The 19,170-nt window shown below is 59.8% G+C and carries 15 protein-coding genes and 1 pseudogene; 6 read left to right on the top strand and 10 right to left on the bottom strand.

What is annotated here, in order from left to right:
- The first annotated feature begins 18 nt into the window (after positions 1 to 18).
- Complete coding sequence (gene trhO / locus G7W63_RS04475) at positions 19 to 1,074, top strand: oxygen-dependent tRNA uridine(34) hydroxylase TrhO (RefSeq protein ID WP_166253754.1); 1,056 nt, start codon at positions 19 to 21, stop codon at positions 1,072 to 1,074.
- A gap of 238 nt (positions 1,075 to 1,312) precedes the next feature.
- Positions 1,313 to 2,047: a DUF481 domain-containing protein gene (locus G7W63_RS04470; protein ID WP_166253751.1), complete on the top strand. Its 735-nt coding sequence runs from the start codon at positions 1,313 to 1,315 to the stop codon at positions 2,045 to 2,047.
- 65 nt (positions 2,048 to 2,112) lie between these two features.
- Here G7W63_RS04470 and G7W63_RS04465 read toward each other — a convergent pair whose 3' ends face one another.
- The 4 genes from G7W63_RS04465 to G7W63_RS04450 all read right to left on the bottom strand — a co-directional run bounded on the left by G7W63_RS04465 (position 2,113) and on the right by G7W63_RS04450 (position 7,332).
- Positions 2,113 to 4,323, bottom strand: a complete 2,211-nt coding sequence (locus tag G7W63_RS04465; protein ID WP_166253748.1) for a glycosyltransferase — start codon at positions 4,321 to 4,323, stop codon at positions 2,113 to 2,115.
- Entirely contained in the window at positions 4,323 to 5,378 is a 1,056-nt protein-coding gene (locus G7W63_RS04460; protein ID WP_166253745.1) for a lysylphosphatidylglycerol synthase transmembrane domain-containing protein, read from the bottom strand. Before G7W63_RS04460 ends, G7W63_RS04465 begins: the two co-directional genes overlap by 1 nt.
- A gap of 107 nt (positions 5,379 to 5,485) precedes the next feature.
- The gene (locus tag G7W63_RS04455; protein WP_166253742.1) at positions 5,486 to 6,490 is read right to left on the bottom strand and encodes a DUF6160 family protein; all 1,005 of its coding nucleotides are present in this window, start codon (positions 6,488 to 6,490) and stop codon (positions 5,486 to 5,488) included.
- Positions 6,491 to 6,654: 164 nt separating this feature from the next.
- Entirely contained in the window at positions 6,655 to 7,332 is a 678-nt protein-coding gene (locus tag G7W63_RS04450; RefSeq protein ID WP_166253895.1) for a GntR family transcriptional regulator, read from the bottom strand.
- 362 nt (positions 7,333 to 7,694) lie between these two features.
- Between G7W63_RS04450 and G7W63_RS04445 the strand changes: the two genes are divergently transcribed.
- Together G7W63_RS04445 and gloA are read left to right on the top strand one after the other, a co-directional pair.
- A complete protein-coding gene (locus G7W63_RS04445; RefSeq protein WP_166253739.1) occupies positions 7,695 to 8,831 on the top strand; it encodes an alkane 1-monooxygenase in 1,137 nt (378 codons plus the stop codon).
- A 143-nt stretch (positions 8,832 to 8,974) separates the two neighbouring features.
- Complete coding sequence (gene gloA, locus G7W63_RS04440; protein ID WP_166253736.1) at positions 8,975 to 9,526, top strand: lactoylglutathione lyase; 552 nt, start codon at positions 8,975 to 8,977, stop codon at positions 9,524 to 9,526.
- Here gloA and G7W63_RS04435 read toward each other — a convergent pair whose 3' ends face one another.
- From G7W63_RS04435 to G7W63_RS04410, 6 genes are all read right to left on the bottom strand, one after another.
- On the bottom strand, positions 9,527 to 10,498 hold the full coding sequence (locus tag G7W63_RS04435; protein ID WP_166253734.1) for a DMT family transporter: 972 nt from the start codon (positions 10,496 to 10,498) through the stop codon (positions 9,527 to 9,529).
- A gap of 78 nt (positions 10,499 to 10,576) precedes the next feature.
- A complete protein-coding gene (locus G7W63_RS04430) occupies positions 10,577 to 11,230 on the bottom strand; it encodes a LutC/YkgG family protein (protein WP_166253731.1) in 654 nt (217 codons plus the stop codon).
- Complete coding sequence (locus G7W63_RS04425; protein WP_166253728.1) at positions 11,227 to 12,687, bottom strand: LutB/LldF family L-lactate oxidation iron-sulfur protein; 1,461 nt, start codon at positions 12,685 to 12,687, stop codon at positions 11,227 to 11,229. The genes G7W63_RS04430 and G7W63_RS04425 overlap by 4 nt, the downstream gene beginning before the upstream one ends.
- A complete protein-coding gene (locus G7W63_RS04420; RefSeq protein ID WP_166253725.1) occupies positions 12,687 to 13,466 on the bottom strand; it encodes a (Fe-S)-binding protein in 780 nt (259 codons plus the stop codon). Before G7W63_RS04420 ends, G7W63_RS04425 begins: the two co-directional genes overlap by 1 nt.
- A gap of 221 nt (positions 13,467 to 13,687) precedes the next feature.
- The gene (locus G7W63_RS04415) at positions 13,688 to 13,969 is read right to left on the bottom strand and encodes a ComEA family DNA-binding protein (protein ID WP_166253722.1); all 282 of its coding nucleotides are present in this window, start codon (positions 13,967 to 13,969) and stop codon (positions 13,688 to 13,690) included.
- A gap of 680 nt (positions 13,970 to 14,649) precedes the next feature.
- Entirely contained in the window at positions 14,650 to 15,693 is a 1,044-nt protein-coding gene (locus G7W63_RS04410; RefSeq protein WP_166253720.1) for a 2-dehydropantoate 2-reductase, read from the bottom strand.
- Positions 15,694 to 16,199: 506 nt separating this feature from the next.
- Here G7W63_RS04410 and urtA point away from each other — a divergent pair.
- Positions 16,200 to 17,510 (top strand): urea ABC transporter substrate-binding protein, encoded by a 1,311-nt coding sequence (urtA, locus tag G7W63_RS04405; RefSeq protein ID WP_166253717.1) that lies wholly within the window; start codon positions 16,200 to 16,202, stop codon positions 17,508 to 17,510.
- 93 nt (positions 17,511 to 17,603) lie between these two features.
- Positions 17,604 to 19,024: pseudogene (gene urtB, locus G7W63_RS04400) on the top strand (urea ABC transporter permease subunit UrtB).
- The last annotated feature ends 146 nt before the right edge of the window (positions 19,025 to 19,170 follow it).

Below are 19,170 nucleotides of genomic sequence, written 5' to 3'. Positions count from 1 at the left end.
CCCGCAGGAGAAGACACCATGAGCAACAGCGTTGTTGTGTGCGCGCTTTATAAATTTGCCGTCCTGAACGACTACAAAGCCCTCCGCCAGCCCCTGCTGGCCCTGATGCAGAAACACGGCGTGCACGGCACCCTGCTGCTGGCCCGCGAAGGGATCAACGGCACTATTGCCGGCAGCCGCGACGGCATTGATCTCATCAAGGACTGGCTGGGCCAGGACGAACGTTTCGAAGGCATCGACTACAAAGAGTCCCAGGTGGACAGTCAGCCCTTCAAACGCACCAAGGTGAAACTCAAGAAAGAGATTGTCACCCTGGGCGTGGAAGGCATCGACCCGCGCAGGATTGTGGGCACCTACATCAAGCCTGCTGACTGGAATGCGCTGATCTGTGACCCGGAAGTGCTGCTGATCGATACCCGCAATCAATACGAAGTGGAGATCGGCACCTTCCGGAACGCGATTAACCCCGCCACTGAGACCTTCCGTGAGTTTCCCGATTACGTTCGCGAGCATCTGGACCCTCAGAAGCACAAGAAGGTAGCCATGTTCTGCACCGGCGGCATCCGCTGCGAGAAATCCACCGCCTATCTGAAACAGCAGGGGTTTGACGAGGTCTATCATCTGGAAGGCGGCATCCTCAAATACCTGGAGGAAGTGCCACAGGAGCAGAGCCTGTGGCAGGGCGAGTGTTTCGTTTTCGACGACCGGGTCACGGTCAATCATCGGCTCGAACAGGGCGACTATGACCAGTGCCACGCCTGTCGCCGCCCCATCACCGAGCAGGACAAGACGCGACCGGAGTACCAGCAGGGGGTCAGTTGCCACCGCTGCATCGAGTCCCTGTCCGATCACCAGAAAATGCGTTTTGCCGAGCGGGAGCGACAGATGGAGCTGGCCCGTCAGCGTGGCGAAGTCCATGTGGGCGGCGATGCTGCCCGGGTGATCGCAGAAAGAAAGGCGGCCAAGCGCGCCGGGCGGGAAGAGCAGATCAGGCGCAGCCTGGAAGGCGGCACCCCTTCGGTGTGCACGAAAGCTGAAGCTTCCGCTACGAAAGACGAAACACGAAACGCCTGAGGTAGCGGTGCAGGACATTTTAATGTAGCGGAAGCTTCAGCTTTCGAGGAGCCACCAGGCTCCCGTGTTGGTCGGGACACAGGGTTGGTCGGGACACAGGACGCGAGGGCGTAAAGACCTAGGTCCATGGTGCAGGTCATCCGGGCCGGGTTCATTACCATCGCGAAAACCGAGTGGTCCCAGGAGCTAAAAAGCACGTATCTTGAGCCGATTCGTAACAAATTCATGGAGATGTGCTATGACAAGAGCTTTCACGGTTGCCATCCTCGCGCTGGCGGTGTCCCCACTGGCCCTGGCTGACATTGACAGCCGGAACTGGGAGGGCGAGGTCGAACTGGGGTTGTTGATCACCTCCGGTAATACCGACGAAACCAACATCAACAGTGGCCTGGCGCTCAAACACGAAATCACCAGCTGGCGTAACACCGGGGAGTTCCGGTCGCTCTACTCGGAAACCGATGAGACCACCACTTCCGAGAAATACGCGGCCGCCCTGGAAACCAACTACAAGTTCGACGAGCAGCAGTACCTGTTCCTGCGCGGCTCCTACGACGACGATCGTTTCTCGGGCTATGACTTCCGCTCCTCATCCACCGCCGGTTATGGTAACCGCGTATGGCAGGCGGGCGAAGACAGCTTCCTGGACCTCTCCATCGGTGCCGGTTACCGCTATAACAAGCTTCAAACAGCAGATGATGATGTCGGGCGCACCGAGGAGGAGGCCATCGGCCGGCTGGCCGGGCAATTCAATTACGAGCTGTCATCCAACGCTCTGTTTCGCCAGAAGCTGAGCACGGAGGTCGGGCTGAGTGAAAATGAAACCATCACCGAATCCGAGACCTCGGTTCAGGCCCAGTTGATCAACAACCTGTCCATGAAAGTGGCCTACGTGGTAACCCATTTCTCCAGCCCCCCCAGTGGCACCGCCAGCACTGATACTGAAACGTCACTCGCGCTGCTCTACGGTTTCTGAAGCCCGCGTCCCGGCCGTGGTCAGGGTCTGGCCCTGACCACGGCCTGCCGGGCACCCATCTGACGCTATTTCTCCTGGGCGGCCAGCAGGGTGGCGTAGAAAAACCGCACGTCCCTGGCAAAGTTTTCTATGGAATAGTCCCGGGCGAAGGCCAGGGCGTTGTCCCCCAGTTCCCTGCGAAGTTCATCATCTTCCAGCAACAAGGCTACCTTGTCCCGCCACAGAGCCAGTTTCTCCGGCGTTTTGAAGCCGTTATAACCCTGTCGGACCACATCATCGATGCCCGACGAACGCACAGCCACCACCGGCAAGCCAGCTGCCATGGCCTCCAGTATCACCATGCCCTGGGTTTCGGATTTCGAGGCAAACAGGAAGGCGTCCCCAAGCCGGTAGTAGATTGGCATGTCGTCCGGCGGCACGGCCCCGAGCAGGGAGATGGTTTCCTGCAGTCCCAGTGAGTCGATGCGTTGCTGGATCCGGTCCCGCTCGTGGCCGTCGCCAATGATCAGGAAGCGGAAGGGTCTGGTGGCTCTGGCCTTGAGGCTGGCAATAGCGTCGATCATGAAATCGATGTTCTTTTCGCTGGAAATCCGCGACACGCTCACGAACACCCGCTCTTCGCCAATCCCCAGGGAAGCCTTCAGGGTAGCCACCGCGTCATCACTGACCGAGTTGAAGCGCTGGTAGTCTATGCCCGTGGGCTGAATATAGGTGGCCGATTTCACGCCGATCATGCGCAGGTACTCTTCAGTCGAGTAGGTTGGCACAATCACCCCGTCGCACTTGTTGGCGAAATGCTTGATCAGGGCATGGGAGATCAGGTTGCGGAACAGGGTGCCGGGAATGGGCACGAAATGGGCGTAGTGCTCCAGCCGGGTATGGTAGGTGTAGACCACGGGCACCTTCAGGCGACGTCCCATGAACAGACCCAGTGAGCCCAGCCAGATCGGGTGGTGCAGATGGATGATGTCGGGCTTGAAGGCACGTACCTGCTTCCTGATGCGGGCCAGGAAGATGTTGGCAAGCCGGAACTCACGCTTTACGCCCATGGACAGAAGAGACGGCACCCTGACCGTGGTTTGCTCGTTCTCAGGCTGGTCCCGGTAGGTGGGCGCCACCACCTGAACCTGGTCACCCATGGCTTCAAGGCCCCGTTTCAGCCGGTCAATGGAAATGGGCACACCGCCGATGAATGGCAGGTAGTTGTTGGTGAACATGGCCACCCGCAGAGGCTTTTCCAGCCAGGGACTCGGGTCCAGGTCGTAGTTGGGATAGTAATCATGGCCCACGAACACCAGTGTGTAGAGCTTGATCCCGATAAGCGCCAGCACGCTCACCAGCAGGATGAAGTTGATGTAGCCCACATAGAACAATGAATAAACGAAGAACCAGAAAGTTTCGAGACGCTTCAGCACCGGGTTCTGGTTGGTTTCCATGCGTACCAGTTCGGCATTGGCGCCTTCTTCATCCACCATCACCCTAACGTAGTGGTAGAAGCTGGTTTCATTGTTGAGAACAAGGCCGCCGGCGCCGCCGGTGGTAATAAAAGTGGTGTCGTTCCTGGTTTCCCGGTCGAACAGGGTCAGGTTGGCGGAGAACACCATGTTTACCGCATGTTCATCAATCAGGCTGAGCAGCTGCTCCCGGAAGTCTGGCGGCTGGAGGAAATCCGACTCTTCGGTAAAGAGCAGCTCTTGGCCACTGCGCATCACCGGGTGGCCTACAAACAGAAACGTGTGGCTGGCATCGTCCTGCTCCAGCACATCCTGCAGCCAGCGTATCTGCCATTGCCAGGGGGTCTTGCCGGTGCTGTCCAGAAAGACCAGGCGGCTGTTGCCGAGGGTGACGCTGTAGAAGTGTGGCCCGAAGTGCTCGTAGAAACGGAAACTGCCAAAGTCCTCGTACTCGTGCTGGCCGAAAGTGAGCAGGTAGGGCATCTCCAGGTGCCCGAGCGTTCCGTGCAGGGCCCGGTACTTATCCTCGCCGCCGCCACTGACCGCATTGCCGGCAGACACCATGAAATCGACCCCGGAGGCATTCAGATGGGGGATCATCTTGCGCTCGAATATGCCTACGGAATTGTTGATGTTACCCACCACCGCGAACGAGAAGGTGTCCCGGTCATCCAGCATCCGGTGAAGCTGCTCCACCTGTTCGGTATGCACTGCTTCGAAATCAGTCTCGAAGAAGTTCAGGTAGGCTTTATAGCCGATCAGCAGAACAACAATCAGAAGGTTCAGGTAGAACAGGGCTTTCAGGGGATTGCGGAGGCTCATTAACCGTCCTTTTGGATGCGAACCAATTCCTTTTGGAAGATCACCAGACCCACCAGCATGCCCAGGTAGATTGTCAGCAATCGCCAGCCGACGATCACAAGCAGCAGATGGTTACCGGTGAGGATATCCCGGAAGAAGCTGCCAAAAATACCCTCCGATATGCCCGAAGCCCCCGGCGTCGGTGAAAAGTACATCACAAAGGTGGTCACCACCAGTAGCCCCAGGGAAGTCAGGTATTCGACATTGTAGCCCAGATGGTAGATCAGCAGGGCCGGGAAACTGAACAAGCTGATCAGGAACACCGCGGTGAACACCACCGACAGAAGCACACTTAGGCGCGGGCCCCTTAGGTAATGCCCGAAACTGAACGAAAACCTGAGCATCTCCCGCCGCGCCTTGAATTGCCAGGTTCGGTGCCGCTTCGAGCTGATGAGGTGCAGGCGCCGCAACAGGGCAATGGCGCCGGAAAGTGGTGGAATGAGCCAGCGGGTACGCAACAGGACTACGGCAAAGAAGCCCAGGTAAATAACGATGAACAACGACAGGGCAACACTAATCTGGTCCAGAATGGGCTGGTTCTGCAGCGCCGGCAGGGTCAGCAGGAACACCGGGGTCAGGGAAAAAATGAACACCACCGCCAGCACCGTGCGTATGGTGGTGGCAGCCGTAGCCCGGCCAATGGGTACGCCATGGCGCTGCAGGTACCAGACCTGGGCGAATCCACCTCCGGTGGCCATGGGCGTGACGTTGGAAATGAATATATTGATGAACACCAGGCGGTAGATCACCCGAAAACGCAGGCTGTGGCCCAGGGCCTTCAGAGTGTAGTGGAGTCTCAGCCCGTCAGCGGCAAAATAGACCACCAGCAGGGCAGCCACGCTCAGCAGGGTACTGATGTTCAGCAGGCGCCAGTCAAAGGTAACGCTGCGCCCGGCGAACTGGTCATACACCAGGTACAGGCCCACCCCGGTCAGGGCAAGAAAAAGGACGCCGAAAAAGACGAGCCGGCGCCAGGGTATGGAAGGTTGAGCCCCAACAGGGGTGTGATCTGTCATGGAAAAGCCGCCTCTTTAGACGGCGCAGTTTACTGTGTGGGGTAGGGGGGCTGTCCAGTTACAGGACGGTCAGCACAAGCCTGCCGAACAGGCTGTGCCGGGCAGAATCAGTGGCCGTAGACCATCATGGAGGTATTGGTAATGGCGAAGTCGGTGAAAGACACTTCGCCGATGCTCTTTTCTCCCATACGGAAGACCGGCATGTCGATGTCTGCCCGGAACTCCACGTCATGGATTGAGAGCCCGTCCTTGCCGCTGGTGGCGCTGGTACCGGACGAGAGCTTCGCGGTGGCACTGGCCATACCGAAATGGCCGAGGGTATCCGCCCCGCGACGGTTGTGTATCTGCAGCCCTTCTATGCTTACGGCGGCGAAGTTGAAAAGCAGGATAACGTCCGCTGCGTCCCAGTTCAGGCTCCCGTCGGTAATCTCAAAGTGGGTATCGATCTGAAGCTCACTGTTAGAAACCTGGTTCCCGTTGGCCAGCAGCCGGGTTTCGTCACCGTGATTACGGACAATAATATCGGTGGGGCCGACATAGCCGTTCAGCAGAATATCGGAAAATAGTGACGCAGAGCCGTCAGCGCCTTCCGTCACCACGCTGTCGATGGCCAGCTGGAAGTCCACGGCAGTGAGATAATCGTCAAGGCTGGTCGGGTCGCCGCTGTCCGTCGGGCCAATATGGATAACCAGGTCGCCGCTGTTGAAGGCTTTACCGAATTCACCACCCACGGAGTATTTCGCCACCGCATCGGCAATATCGGGATTGGACCCTGCAGCCAGTTGGCCACTACTGGCCCGGCGGGCGATTTCGGAAAACCCGTGCTCCAGCACTTCATTTTCCCCCGCGATGTCCAGGGTGACCTTCATGTTGTCCAGGGCGCCGCCGCCCTGACCTGACAGGCTGAGGTTGTTCACGTGCAGTGAGCCTTCATCCTGCCAGGTGAAGCGCCCGACGTTAACCTGGGTTTCAAGCTCAATGGTGACGCCGGCCTTACCTGTAATCTGGCCCATGGCTTGGTCATCAATGGCCTGGAACTCTGCAAATGCCGGCAGCGAGAGGCTGGTTGCGATGGTTACAGAGAGGGCGCTGCCCCATGAAAGGCGTTTCATTCCTGACCCCTTGAGCCTTGTCTCGCGGGACTCGCGAGCCTGAATCGGCGTTTATTATTGAGTTCGAATCGGTGCCACAGAACAGCGCAACAGTGCAGCGTTACATAGGGTTACAGTATGTCGGGAAGCGAAGGGTTTCTGTGAGAAGGATCACAGTCTGCCGGTTACAAAGTGAGCGATGCGTCCGGTGAAAGCGCATTCAGAATCAGTTGCTTCTGATGGTTGGCAAAGCCGGTGACCTGTTTTTCGGCGTCGTCGGCATCTCGGGCCAGAACTGCCCGTGTCAGCCGGGTGAAAAAGGCACCGGTACGGTCCAGGTCCTGCCGGTAGCGGGCGGCACTGAAGAAGTAGGCCCGGCTCACAGCGGGCTTGAAGTTGCTCAGGGCCTCGCTGAGGTAGGGGTTGCCTACCACCTCGCAACACAGGTCCATCACATCAAAACTGGCCTGGACAATGGCCGACACATCCGGCGTCTTTGCCTGAATGCTGAGGGTAGCAGCATGCACCTGGCTGACCAGCGGCTCCCTGTCAGGCTCTCGCCAACGCTCGCACAGGCGGCGGGCCAGCATGATCAGCAGGTGCATATAGACGTCGTAGAGCTCAGCCGCATGGTCGGCATCAAGGACACTGGCGCTGGCGCCCCTGCGGGGAGTTATGTCGACCAGGTGCCAGCGCTCGAGGGTGAACAGGGCTTCCTTCACCGAGGCCCGGCTGACCCTGAGTTCCGCCGCAACGGTGGCTTCCTGTATGCGCTCGCCGGGCCGGATGGCGCCGGTCATGATGCGATCGCCCAGATAGTTGGCAATCTGCTCAGCAAGGGTATTGGGCACCTGAAAGTCCATGGCTTCTTCCGACTTAGTCATTCCCGACCGGATCAGTTCCGGCTATGGCCTTGGAACGCAGGCCAAAGATGGATTTTGTCCACTTCATGAGCTGTTGCGAGTCTACCACACCCGGGCTCGCAGCCACGCCTGTCGGCGGCCCTCCGCGCGCGCCTGGGAAATCGCCGCTGTCAAACACCGAAAAAGCCAGTCTGTCATTTCAGGCCAGCAATCCTCGATGCGCCAGATCCTTTGTTGACGATTGCTATATTGTCCTACAATATAGCAATAACAAGGTTGTTATTTATCGTGTTCCGCAACAGCCGAAAGCAAATAGGGCGTGAGCCTGCAAATGCCTACGTCAATAAGAGGAGAAACACCCGATGACCACTGACCACATGACCCTGGCGCGAGACCCGTTCCGCCGCCGGCTCCTGCTAAAGCTGAAGAAATACAGTTTCATCATCGCCATGCTGCCACTGGCTCTGCCGCCGCTGTTGCTGAGTGCGGGCCAGGCTACCGGCTGGGTCAACCTGTTTGCCTGGGGTGTGCCGGTGGTGGTGTTCGGCCTGATTCCGGTACTGGACCTGATACTGGGACAGGACGCACTGAACCCCGATGAAGAAACAGACGTTCCCCAGATGAGGAGTGAGCGCTTCTATCAGATCATGACCCTGGGCTGGGTGGCGGCTTTTGTGGTGCTGCTGGTCTGGTCCCTGAACATTCTGGCTTCCGGGGTCTTCAGCCTGTCCGGTGCCATTGGCTGGACCGTGTCGATCGGTATCGTGGGCGGCCTGGGCATCAACGTCGCCCACGAGCTCATTCACAAGGACGACAAATACGAGACCTGGGCCGGCGGCTTCCTGCTGGCCCTGGTGTGCTACGGCGGTTTCAAGGTCGAGCACCTGCGAGGCCACCACGTGCATGTGTCGACCCCGGAAGATGCATCGTCTTCCCGGTATAACCAGTCCCTGTACAATTTCCTGCCCCAGGCATACGGACGCAACTTCATGAACGCCTGGCGCCTGGAGGCGGCCAGACTCAAGCGCAAGGGTCATAGCTCCTTCAGCTGGCGCAATGAGTTGATCTGGTGGTACAGCCTTTCAGCGCTAGCGCTGGCGGCCTGCACCCTTGCCTTTGGCTGGCTGGGCGCGGCCTTTTTCCTGGCCCAGAGCTTTATCGCCTTTACCCTGCTGGAGATCGTCAATTACCTGGAGCACTACGGCCTGCATCGCCGCAAGCTGGAGAACGGCCGTTACGAGCGAACCACACCGGAACACAGCTGGAATTCCAACTACTTCCTGACCAACGTGTTCCTGTTCCATCTTCAGCGTCACAGTGATCATCACGCCTTCGCCAAGCGCCGCTATCAGGTGCTCCGTCATCACGAAATCGCGCCGCAACTGCCCGCAGGTTACGCCGCCATGGTGGTCGTGGCCCTGTTCCCGCCGCTGTGGAGAAAAATCATGAACCCGCGGGTGGAGGCCTACTACAAAGGCGAGGAGCACCAGTTGGCGTAGCCAGGCAGGGTAGGATAGGCAGGATTGACGCCCGCCCGGAAAAGCCGGTCATAACCCCCCGGGACGATCGGCCCCTTGAAAACAGCCTCAGTGGCGAGCATGGTGTGAGCAACCGCAATTCATGTGAAAAGGAAGCTGTCACTATGCGACGCCATTTCGAAGAGGCCCCTGGCCTGCACGATGAAAACGTACCGGAAACCGACGGCTACGTTTTCAACCAGACCATGATGCGTATAAAGGATCCGGAAAAAAGCCTGGATTTCTACACCCGGGTCATGGGCATGCGACTGATCCGCAAGCTGGATTTTCCAGAGATGAAGTTCACTCTGTATTTCCTGGCTTACCTGGACGACAACCAGGCCGCCGCCGTACCGGCAGACGATGCGCACCGCACCACCTTCATATTCGGCCGCGAGGCCATGCTCGAGCTGACCCACAACTGGGGCACTGAAAAGGACCCTGACTTCCGTTACCACAACGGTAATGACGAGCCCCAGGGCTTCGGGCATATCGGTGTGGCGGTACCGGATGTCTACCAGGCCTGCGAACGGCTTGAGAGCCTGGACGTGGAGTTCGTCAAGCGTCCGGACGACGGCAAGATGAAGGGCCTGGCCTTTATTCGCGACCCGGACGGCTACTGGATCGAAATCCTCCAGCCCAGCATGCTGGAAAAACTGCGCAAAGAAGGGGCCTGATCAGGCCCGGGCGCTGCGGGAAGCCACGATCACGGCCAGGGTCAGCACCACAGCCCCGATCACCCCGGCGGTGCCCAGCATTTCCCCGAGAATAACCCAGGCCAGCACCGCCACGAACAGTGGCTCCAGTGTGACAATAATGCTGGAGGTGGTGGCCGGGGTTGCCTTCATGCCGGCAAAGAAACACAGGTAGCCAAGGCAGGTGGGCACCAGTCCGATATAAACCACCAGAGACCAGTCAACCCACGTCAGGGTGCCCAGTTCGTCAAAGCCGCCGGACATCGCCACAATCGGCAGCAGAACCAGCGCACCGGTGAAGAAACACACGAACGCGGTGGTGAACACCGGGGCCCCTGCCGCCGCATGTCGGCTGGTGAGGGTAAACCCGGCATAAACGAAAGCGGCCATCAGCGCCACCAGCAGGCCCCCAAGCCGTAACTGGCCGGTGGTTTCGATATCCCCCGCCACCAGCAGCACCGTTCCCGCCACCGCTGCCAGCAGAGCCAGCCAGGTCACCAGCCCCGGACGCTCGCCCAGCAGGGGCGCCGCCATAAGCGCCACCAGCACCGGCGACACGCACAGGGCAATAAGGGTAGCAATGCCCGCACCGATCAGTTCCACCGCCACCAGGTAGGTGCCCTGGTACGCTGCCTGGAACAGCCCCAGGGCAGCCAGGGCGATCAGGGTCTTCAGGGTGAGCCTGATGCGGTTTGCCTCCGGCGCCGGATCGTTGCTCCGGGCTTTGCTGAAGGAAAGGGAGCGCTGCTCCCAGAACATCAGCAGGAAAAAGCAGGGGAAGGCGATGGTGAGGCGGAAAAAACCCAGGGTGATGGGTGTCATGACCGAATCATTGAACAGGAACTTGGCCGCGATGCCCGTTGTCGCCCACAGGGCAGCGGCAACCGCGATCAGTAAAGCACCCCGGATGACAGTAGCTCGTTGGAGCTGGGCGGAGGATAACGGCGTGGTCATGTCTGCGGCCTCAAAACCGCTCACTTTAACCCAAACCCTCCCCGCTGGGCGAGGCTATTGACCTGAAAGGGCGCGGGCCTATTGCCGAACGATGACGATCAACTCCTTGGGCCCGTGCACACCGTAGGCCAGAGTCTGCTCGATATCCGCGGTCTTGGAGGGCCCGGAAATCAGCAGGGCATTGGTGGGCATGCCGGCGCTCCAGCGCTGTAGCTCCATGGCCTCAAGGAAAGTGGCGAAGATCTGGTCCGCCTCCAGCACCGCGATGTGGATCGGGGGCACCAGGCTCATCAGTCGGGGTTCATCGATGCCCGGCCAGAGGATCAGGCTGCCGGTTTCGGCAATGGCGCCCCGGGTGGAGGTAATGGCCGCGTCCACGTCATTGAACAGTTCCCGCTGCCAGTGTTCGACAGGCTCCCCGTAGCTCAGCAATTCCGGCAGGTCCGGATGCCCGGAGGCGCGTATCTCGGCCCCGATCGGATGCTTCAGTGGGGTGAGCAGGTTACGGGCCTGGCGTTGCTTGAGTATGCCCGCCAGAGTGTCCAGCCATTCCTCATCGGTTGCCCGGTGAACTTCCCCGTGTACTGTTTCAATCATGGCCTGGAACAGGTCCAGCTTCTGGGCGGCGCTCCAGTCCCGCCCCGTCATGGAGCCATAGTCCAGTTCCGGCATCGGCAGTTCACCGTCCCGGCGGTTTCGTAGGCGTTGCAGAATGTCTTCCCGTGAGGTCATCGGCTGCCACCGTTATCGGAGCTGTTGCTGTCGGCCCTTTGTTTCATGAGCTGGTGCAGGGTCTTTGGTGCCAGCCTGGGTGCTGTTCGTACCCGGGTCCAGGCACCGGCACTGGCCGGTTGCAGGGCGCGAAATCTGGCGGCCATGCGGGTGCCGGTCCGATATAGCCCCGGGTTCGCGTGCATCCATTGCCAGCCCCGCCAGGCCAGGGACTCCCAACGCCCGCGCTTGACCCCGTGGCCCTTCACCACACCGGGGTGCACGCTGTCGCCGTCCACCGATTCCCGGCGCAGGCGCACCAGCAGGTCCGGAATCGGTATCTTGACCGGGCAGACCTCACCGCAGGCACCGCACAGGGAGGACGCCGTTGGCATATGCCGGGTTTCATCCAGCCCCAGCAGGTGGGGCATCAGGATCGAGCCGATGGGCCCGGGGTAGGTGGTGCCGTATACGTGTCCCCCCACGCGGGTGTAGACCGGGCAATGGTTCATGCAGGCGCCGCAGCGGATGCAGCGCAGGGTGTCGATCAGCTCGTCGTCCTGATAGATCCCGGAGCGGCCGTTGTCCACCAGCACCAGGTGCACTGCCTCTGGGCCGTCCGGTTCGCCCGGCTGCCGGGGCCGGCTGATCATGTTGAAGTAGGTGGTCAGGTGCTGGCCGGTGGCCGAGCGGGTGAGCAGGGCGAGCAGGGGTGCCACATCGGCAAGGGAGGGCACCACCTTCTCGATGCCGGTGACGGCAATATGGCAGGGCGGCACCGTGGTTGTCATGCGGCCGTTGCCCTCGTTCTCCACCAGGCAAAGAGTGCCGGTCTCCGCCACCGCGAAATTCACCCCCGAGACTCCCACATCTGCGTTCATGAACTTTTCCCGCAGCTGCTGGCGGGCGCTGGCGGTCAGGTAATTGACGTCGTGGGAGCGGTCAGTACCGGTCTTGCGGTGCAGCAGCTCGGAGATCTCATCGGTATTCATGTGAATGGCGGGCATGATGATGTGCGACGGCGTCTGCTCCGCCATCTGCACGATGTACTCCCCCAGGTCCGACTCCAGCGCCTCGATGCCCTCGGCTTCGAGGTAATGGTTAAGCTCCATTTCCTCGGACACCATGGACTTGCCCTTGATCACCGTTCTGGCTTCGCGGGCCACGCAGATGTCACGAATAATCCGGCAGGCCTCGTCAGCATCCGTCGCCCAGTGCACCTGTATGCCGTTGCTGGTGAGCTGGCTTTCAAGCTGTTCCAGCAGATCCGGCAGCCGGGCCAGCGCGCGCTGGCGCACCGCCGCCCCAAGCGTGCGGAGGGATTCCAGGTCCCAGCCCTCAAAGGCGGCCTTGCGCTTGCCCATGAGGCCATCCATGGCCCGCCGGAAATTACCGCGCAGCTGGTCGTTCTGCAGAGCTTCCCGGGCTCGGGGATGAAACGACTGGACCTGGCTGGCGGTAGGGTTGTGTTGGTTCATCAGGACTTGCCTCCCTGGCCACTGACCCGTTCCCACAGAAAGCTCGCAATATGCTGGCCGGCGATGCCCTGGCCGGCTTTCTCGGTATGGCCGTTGATGTTCATCAGGCAGCCGCAGTCGGTGGTGACAAACTCCCGGGCGCCGGTGTCCGCCAGCGCCTGGACCTTGTCCCCCACCATGGCGGCGGATATCTCCGGATGGCGTACTGCGAAGGTGCCGCCGAAACCGCAGCACTCCTCAGGGCGGACCTGTTCCACCAGGGTCACGTTGCCAAGCTGCTGCAACAGGCGCGGGCCTACCTCGGCAATGCCCATTTCCCGGCGGGCGGAGCAGGAGGTGTGCATGGCCACGGTGACAGGCTCGCCGACATCCTCCAGGTGCACATGGCACACGTTGAGCAGGAAATCGGTCAACTCCCAGACCCGTCCGGCGACCTCTTTTGCCCTATCGCTCTGGGGAGTATCCCGGAACAAGTCAGGGTAGTGCTTGCGCATCATGCCGCCGCAGGAACCGGAGGGCACCACAATGGGCCAGTCTTCCTTGAACAGACCGAGCTGGGCGGCCGCTACCGCCCGCGCTTCGTCGTAATAGCCCGAGGTATAGGCCGGCTGGCCACAACAGGTCTGGTCCTGGGGGAAAAGCACCTGGATGCCTTCCCGTTCAAGCAGTTGAATACCGGCGAGGCCGGCGCCGGGATAGAAAAGATCAACCAGGCAGGTGCCAAAAAAATAGACTTTTTCGGGCTTGCCAGGGTAGAGCCTGATGGCGTCCGTCGTCATATTGTTTTTCTCGCCAGGCTGGGGATTCGTCCAGTTATTACGATAGGCAGGGGCAACTGGACTGTCTACCCTACTTTGGCCGCGGAGGTTGCTAAAGAGGAGAAACTTGTAAAGAGGAGTAACTTGTAGAGAGGAGGGACTTGTAGAAGAGTAGGAACCCGGGCTGACAAAAAAGCCCTGCCAGCGGCAGGGCCAAAATCTTCAACCTGGTAACGCTCGGGTTATTCAACCGTCAGGCGAGCGGCGTTTTTTTCCACGGTTTTCTCACCAATACCTTTCACATTGCTCAGGTCCGTCACGGTCTTGAAAGGTCCGTTGCTGTCCCGGTAGGTCACAATGGCTTCGGCCTTGGACTCACCAACCCCATCAAGACTGCTCAGGGTGATGGCATCAGCCTGGTTGATATTGATCTGGCCACTGGTTGCCTCGCCTTCGGCCTGGGCGAACCCGGACACAAGGGAAAACAGAAGAACCAGCATTGCAAAAAAAGATTGTCGGGCCATTTAAAGCTCCTTGAGTGTCATGGCGTTTAACTGAGATAGATGTTCAGCAGAAGCAATGACAGGCACCGGTGCAGGCCGTAAACGTGAACGTTGGATATTCAGAGGCCAAGGGGCCGGACTGATCTCGACTAATCGGGGAGCCCAGGCAGTGCCTGGAGCAATAGCATGGGGAGGAATTCGAGTAGCACGGCAGGTTCACCATCCCTGTGTTCCCGTTCCGTGGCTAACTACTCCTTGGCTAACTCTGGCCTGATCCTTCAGGCTACGCCGTCCATGACGTCTCTTCCCTGACTCTGCCTGGTCCTTCAGGCTGTGCCATCCCTGACCGTTCGTCCGTGATTCCGCCTGATCCTTCAGACGTCGCCATCCCTGACGTGTCTTCCCTGTGAGTGCTTTTGTCTCAATCCGTTGAGCCGCAAGCCTCTGAGCCCAGTCCTTTGAGCTTTCATCCTTTGCGTCCGTTCTACAAGATCTACGACCTCAAGATCTTCCGACCTTTCGACCTACGACCTTTTCCCAACGTCCTGTCGGGCCTAGCATCCCTGCAGCTTGCCTCCGTGCAAGCACTGCATCCCTGCTGGAAAAACATTCTACGCAGCCACTACAGGAAAAGTACGGGACAAAGTGACCGTCCCGTGTGCGAAATAGAGTACAGCTGTGTAATCCGGCAGGGTGTTTGCCTAACGGCGGGCGCGGTAGTCGTCCAGGGCGCCCTGTAAGTGCCTGAGCAGAGCCGGAGCAGGCCAGGCCTGGCTCGGGTCCATTTCGCACTGGTGAATAAGCTGGGTCAGGGCCTGGTTGACCGGCGCGCGGGTGTTGAGGCGGGTGGCCAGGTTGACGACCTCGCCGTTGATCCAGTCCACCTCTGTGGGCCGGCCCGCCTCTATGTCTTCCCACATGGATGAGCGGGCATAGGGATCAATGGTTAGCATTTTGTCCGCCAGCCGCTTGAAGAGCCAGTTCGGCGTTTTCATCACGTAGGGGATCAGTTGGGTGGGAATGGCAGTGACCTTGACCGTACGGATGCCCGCCATTTCCAGCAGGGTCAGGGTCTCTTCCTGGGCCATGGCCAGGCAGCGGCGGTAGTCCCGCTGGGCAAGCTCTTCCCGAAGCGGCACGCCGGACAGCGCATTGATTGGGTTGTTCAGGTTCAGCAGCAGCTTTGACCACATCACCGGCTCCATGTCGTCGCGCTCCTCCAGAGGCAGACCCGCCGCCTGGAACCAGGGCAGTGCCGGTTCCAGCCTGGGGCTTGCCGCCGCCATCAGTTGGCCCTGGGTGCCGTGGTGGAAGTGGCCCGGAGCTTTCTCCAGTACGTTGAAGGGGATCATGCCTGCAAGCACCGTGCATTCCGGCAGTAACCCCTGCAGACGGTCGGCATTGGTGATGCCGTTCTGCAGGCTGATGACCGGTGTGCCGGGCTCCAGAAATTCTGCCAGCTGTGCCCCAGCTTCTTCCGTGGCCGCCGATTTGGTGGTCACCAGCACCAGGTCAGCCCCGGCTGCTGCGCCCGGGTCGGTAGTGAACTGGTCGGGGCTCAGGCTGGTGCTGAACTCAAAGCCTTCGTAATCGGTCACTTTCAACGGCTGTTCAGTAAAAACATCCTGCAGGCGGCGCCGGCCGATCAGGGTGACATCTGCGCCGGCAGACAAAAGCCGTCCGCCCACATAACAGCCGACACTTCCGGCGCCGAACACAACAATACGACTGGGTTGACGAGTCATCAGGAGGCCTTTTGTGGTCTTGATGAATGATGGTCGGGCAGAGCTCACTGCCCTTGGGTCTGACTTCCACTATACACGAAGACGCAGCCATGGCAGCCCGGCCCTGCCTCCGGAGCCGCGCCCCGGGCCGCCAGCATCCTCGGGCACCTGAACCCATGCACTTTTGCAGGGCGAGGACCGTGCCCCGCGAAATCGGTCTACCGCCCAAATCGGGTGCGCTCAAACCCTCGCTCGTCGCTTATGCAACGCCCTGATTCACCGAAGTTTTATTCTCAGCGTCACCGGAGCGCGCCTGGGCAACGGTATGCACCCTGCTGGTGCGCAAACGGGCCGGCTGATGCCTGACAGTGCACGGTCTGAAGCGGAAGGGTGTGCTACGCCTCCTGTTTTTATTAGTAAGTCGATGATTTTAATAATGTATGCGGCGGTGTGGAACAGCAGATGCAGAGACCCTTGTGCGATTTAGACGATCCGCATGATTTTAACGAGGATAAAGGACGCACAACATGACTATTAAAAAAACCGTGAAAGTTGGTCTTTCTGCGCTAGCGCTCTCCATCAGTTTATCCACCGTAGCCGCAGAAGACCCGATCAAGGTCGGCATTCTGCATTCCCTCTCCGGCACCATGGCCATCAGTGAAACCGTGCTGAAAGACACCGTGGAAATGCTGATCGAGCAACAGAACGCCAAAGGTGGCGTTCTCGGCCGCCAGCTGGAAGCCGTGGTGGTAGACCCGGCGTCCGACTGGCCGCTGTTTGCTGAAAAGGCCCGCGAGCTGCTGGCCCAGGAAAAAGTGGACGTGATCTTCGGCAACTGGACGTCTGTTTCCCGCAAATCCGTTCTGCCCGTGGTGGAGGAACTCAACGGCCTGCTGTTCTACCCGGTTCAGTACGAAGGTGAGGAATCCTCGCAGAACGTTTTCTACACCGGCGCCGCGCCCAACCAGCAGGCGATTCCTGCCGTGAACTACCTGATGAACAACATCGGTGTGGAGCGCTGGGTTCTGGCGGGCACCGATTACGTCTACCCGCGCACCACCAACAAGATCCTTGAGACCTACCTGATGGACCAGGGCGTGGCCAAGGAAGACATCATGATTAACTACACGCCTTTCGGTCATTCCGACTGGCAGAACATCGTGTCTGACATCAAGAGCTTCGGTTCCGCCGGCAAGAAGACCGCCGTGGTGTCCACCATCAACGGCGACGCCAACGTGCCTTTCTACCGTGAACTGGGCAACCAGGGCATTGCTGCCTCCGACATTCCCGTGGTCGCCTTCTCAGTGGGTGAGCAGGAACTTTCCGGCATCGACACCGGCCCGCTGGTTGGTCACCTTGCGGCCTGGAACTACTTCATGAGCGTCGACAGCGACGCCAACTACGACTTCATCGACCAGTGGGTCGAGCACACCGGCGACGACGAAGCGGTCACCAACGACCCTATGGAAGCTCACTACATCGGCTTCAACATGTATGTCGAGGCGATCAAGAAGGCCGGCACTACTGATGTGGACGCGGTCAAGGAGGCCATTATCGGTGTAACCGTGCCCAATCTCACCGGTGGCTACGCCGCCATGATGCCCAACCACCACATCACCAAGCCGGTGCTGATCGGCGAGATCCAGGACAACGGCCAGTTCTCCGTGGTCTGGGAGACCCCGTCTACCGTGGCTGGCGATGCCTGGTCTGATTACCTGCCAGGTTCCAAGGACCTGATCGCCGACTGGCGCAAGCCGCTGTTCTGCGGAACCTTTAACACTCAAACCGGCAAATGCGGTGCCTCCGCCGGCGAAATGGCTGCTGAAGACGCCGAATAAGGCCTGAAAACCGGGGTGGCGCTGCTGCCCCGGGTATTTGTCGATTAGTACAACGAACGACTGCAACACGCCAAAAACCGACAGGACAGAACCATGAGCATCATTCGATCGCTCACGCTACTGCTTATTGCCCTGACAATGATCAGCCCCGTAGCAGCCCAGGATCAGGAAGATCCGGGCAAAGAGCTGCTGGCCAACCTGGCCGAGGCCCGGCCCGCCCAGGTAGAGGATGCCATCAACGCCATCGCCACCAGTGGTGATGTGCGCGCCCGCAGCTGGCTGGATGCCTACGGTAATAACCGCCTGAGCCAGATCAAGGACAGCGGTGAGATCGTAATCGTACTGACGCCGAAGACATGATGGGCAAGGTCGAGGCGTCACTGGTAGAACCACTGGAGCAACGCCTTGAAGTGGAGGAAGACGCCCGGGTCCGTGACCGGATCGAAGCCGCCCTGGCCATTTACCGGGTGGGTGAGGGCGATATTGAAGCCGTCGACGTGCTGGCCGGCAGCCTCCACAGCCGCGCCCGGGCCGCCCTCAACATCGCCGCCCGAAGTGATGACCCGCAGTTGGCCGCCGAAGCCACCAGGGCACTGGCAACCATCGAGCAGAAACTGAGAATCAACAGCGCCGCCGAGACCCTGTACTTCGGGCTCTCCCTGGGTTCGGTGCTGGTACTCGCCGCCATTGGTCTGGCCATTACTTTCGGTGTGATGGGCGTGATCAACATGGCCCATGGTGAACTGATCATGCTGGGCGCCTATACCACCTGGGGCATGCAGCAACTGCTGCCGGGCCAGCCGGGCCTGGCATTGATACTTTCCATCCCCGCTGGCTTCCTGGTAGCGGCCACCGCCGGCATTATCATCGAACGCAGCGTTATCCAGTTTCTCAAGGGCCGGCCCCTGGAAACCCTGCTGGCCACCTTCGGCATCAGCCTGATCCTGCAGCAGCTGGTACGTACGGCCGTTTCGCCCCAGAACCGCACCGTGGTGACTCCGGAGTGGATGAGTGGCTCGCTGGTCATCAACGACGCACTCTCCCTGACACTCAATCGCATGTATGTGCTGGGCTTCGCGCTGGTGGTTTTCGCCGCCCTGATGCTGATCATGCGCAAAACCCGCCTGGGGCTGGAAGTGCGCGCCGTTACTCAGAACCGCAACATGGCCCGCTCCATGGGCATCAAGGCCACCCGGGTGGACATCATGACCTTCGCCCTCGGCTCCGGTGTTGCCGGCCTGGCCGGGGTGGCGCTGTCACAACTCACCAACGTCGGCCCCAACCTGGGCCAGAACTACATCATCGATTCGTTCATGGTGGTGGTGTTCGGTGGCGTGGGCAATCTGTGGGGCACGCTCATAGCCGGGCTGTCGCTGGGCACCATCAACCAGCTGCTCGAACCCTGGGCCGGTGCCGTTCTGGCCAAGATCATTGTGCTGGTCTTTATCATCCTGTTCATCCAGAAACGGCCGAAGGGACTCTTTCCCCAGAAGGGCCGTGCGGCAGAGGGCTAAGGTGTCCCGTCTAGCCAATTCTTTAATCCACTGCGTGACGCAAGCGCCACGCCCTTCGGGGACCCCTGAACGCCTTGATAGCAGCGTTGCAGCGCCTCGATTTGGAACCACCAAACCTTCGCCCCTACGCCTTGCTCTCAAGTCGT

It is taken from the genome of Marinobacter salicampi (genome assembly GCF_011074795.1).
GTDB lineage: Bacteria > Pseudomonadota > Gammaproteobacteria > Pseudomonadales > Oleiphilaceae > Marinobacter > Marinobacter salicampi.
Note: the sequence above shows the minus strand (reverse complement) of the source record. Positions and strands in the feature narration are given on the sequence as shown.

Coding starts and splice junctions, on each gene's coding strand:
- trhO (WP_166253754.1), top strand. CDS start 19: ATGAGCAACAGCGTTGTTGTGTGCGCGCTTTATAAATTTGCCGTCCTG.
- G7W63_RS04470 (WP_166253751.1), top strand. CDS start 1,313: ATGACAAGAGCTTTCACGGTTGCCATCCTCGCGCTGGCGGTGTCCCCA.
- G7W63_RS04465 (WP_166253748.1), bottom strand. CDS start 4,323: ATGAGCCTCCGCAATCCCCTGAAAGCCCTGTTCTACCTGAACCTTCTG.
- G7W63_RS04460 (WP_166253745.1), bottom strand. CDS start 5,378: ATGACAGATCACACCCCTGTTGGGGCTCAACCTTCCATACCCTGGCGC.
- G7W63_RS04455 (WP_166253742.1), bottom strand. CDS start 6,490: ATGAAACGCCTTTCATGGGGCAGCGCCCTCTCTGTAACCATCGCAACC.
- G7W63_RS04450 (WP_166253895.1), bottom strand. CDS start 7,332: ATGGACTTTCAGGTGCCCAATACCCTTGCTGAGCAGATTGCCAACTAT.
- G7W63_RS04445 (WP_166253739.1), top strand. CDS start 7,695: ATGACCACTGACCACATGACCCTGGCGCGAGACCCGTTCCGCCGCCGG.
- gloA (WP_166253736.1), top strand. CDS start 8,975: ATGCGACGCCATTTCGAAGAGGCCCCTGGCCTGCACGATGAAAACGTA.
- G7W63_RS04435 (WP_166253734.1), bottom strand. CDS start 10,498: ATGACCACGCCGTTATCCTCCGCCCAGCTCCAACGAGCTACTGTCATC.
- G7W63_RS04430 (WP_166253731.1), bottom strand. CDS start 11,230: ATGACCTCACGGGAAGACATTCTGCAACGCCTACGAAACCGCCGGGAC.
- G7W63_RS04425 (WP_166253728.1), bottom strand. CDS start 12,687: ATGAACCAACACAACCCTACCGCCAGCCAGGTCCAGTCGTTTCATCCC.
- G7W63_RS04420 (WP_166253725.1), bottom strand. CDS start 13,466: ATGACGACGGACGCCATCAGGCTCTACCCTGGCAAGCCCGAAAAAGTC.
- G7W63_RS04415 (WP_166253722.1), bottom strand. CDS start 13,969: ATGGCCCGACAATCTTTTTTTGCAATGCTGGTTCTTCTGTTTTCCCTT.
- G7W63_RS04410 (WP_166253720.1), bottom strand. CDS start 15,693: ATGACTCGTCAACCCAGTCGTATTGTTGTGTTCGGCGCCGGAAGTGTC.
- urtA (WP_166253717.1), top strand. CDS start 16,200: ATGACTATTAAAAAAACCGTGAAAGTTGGTCTTTCTGCGCTAGCGCTC.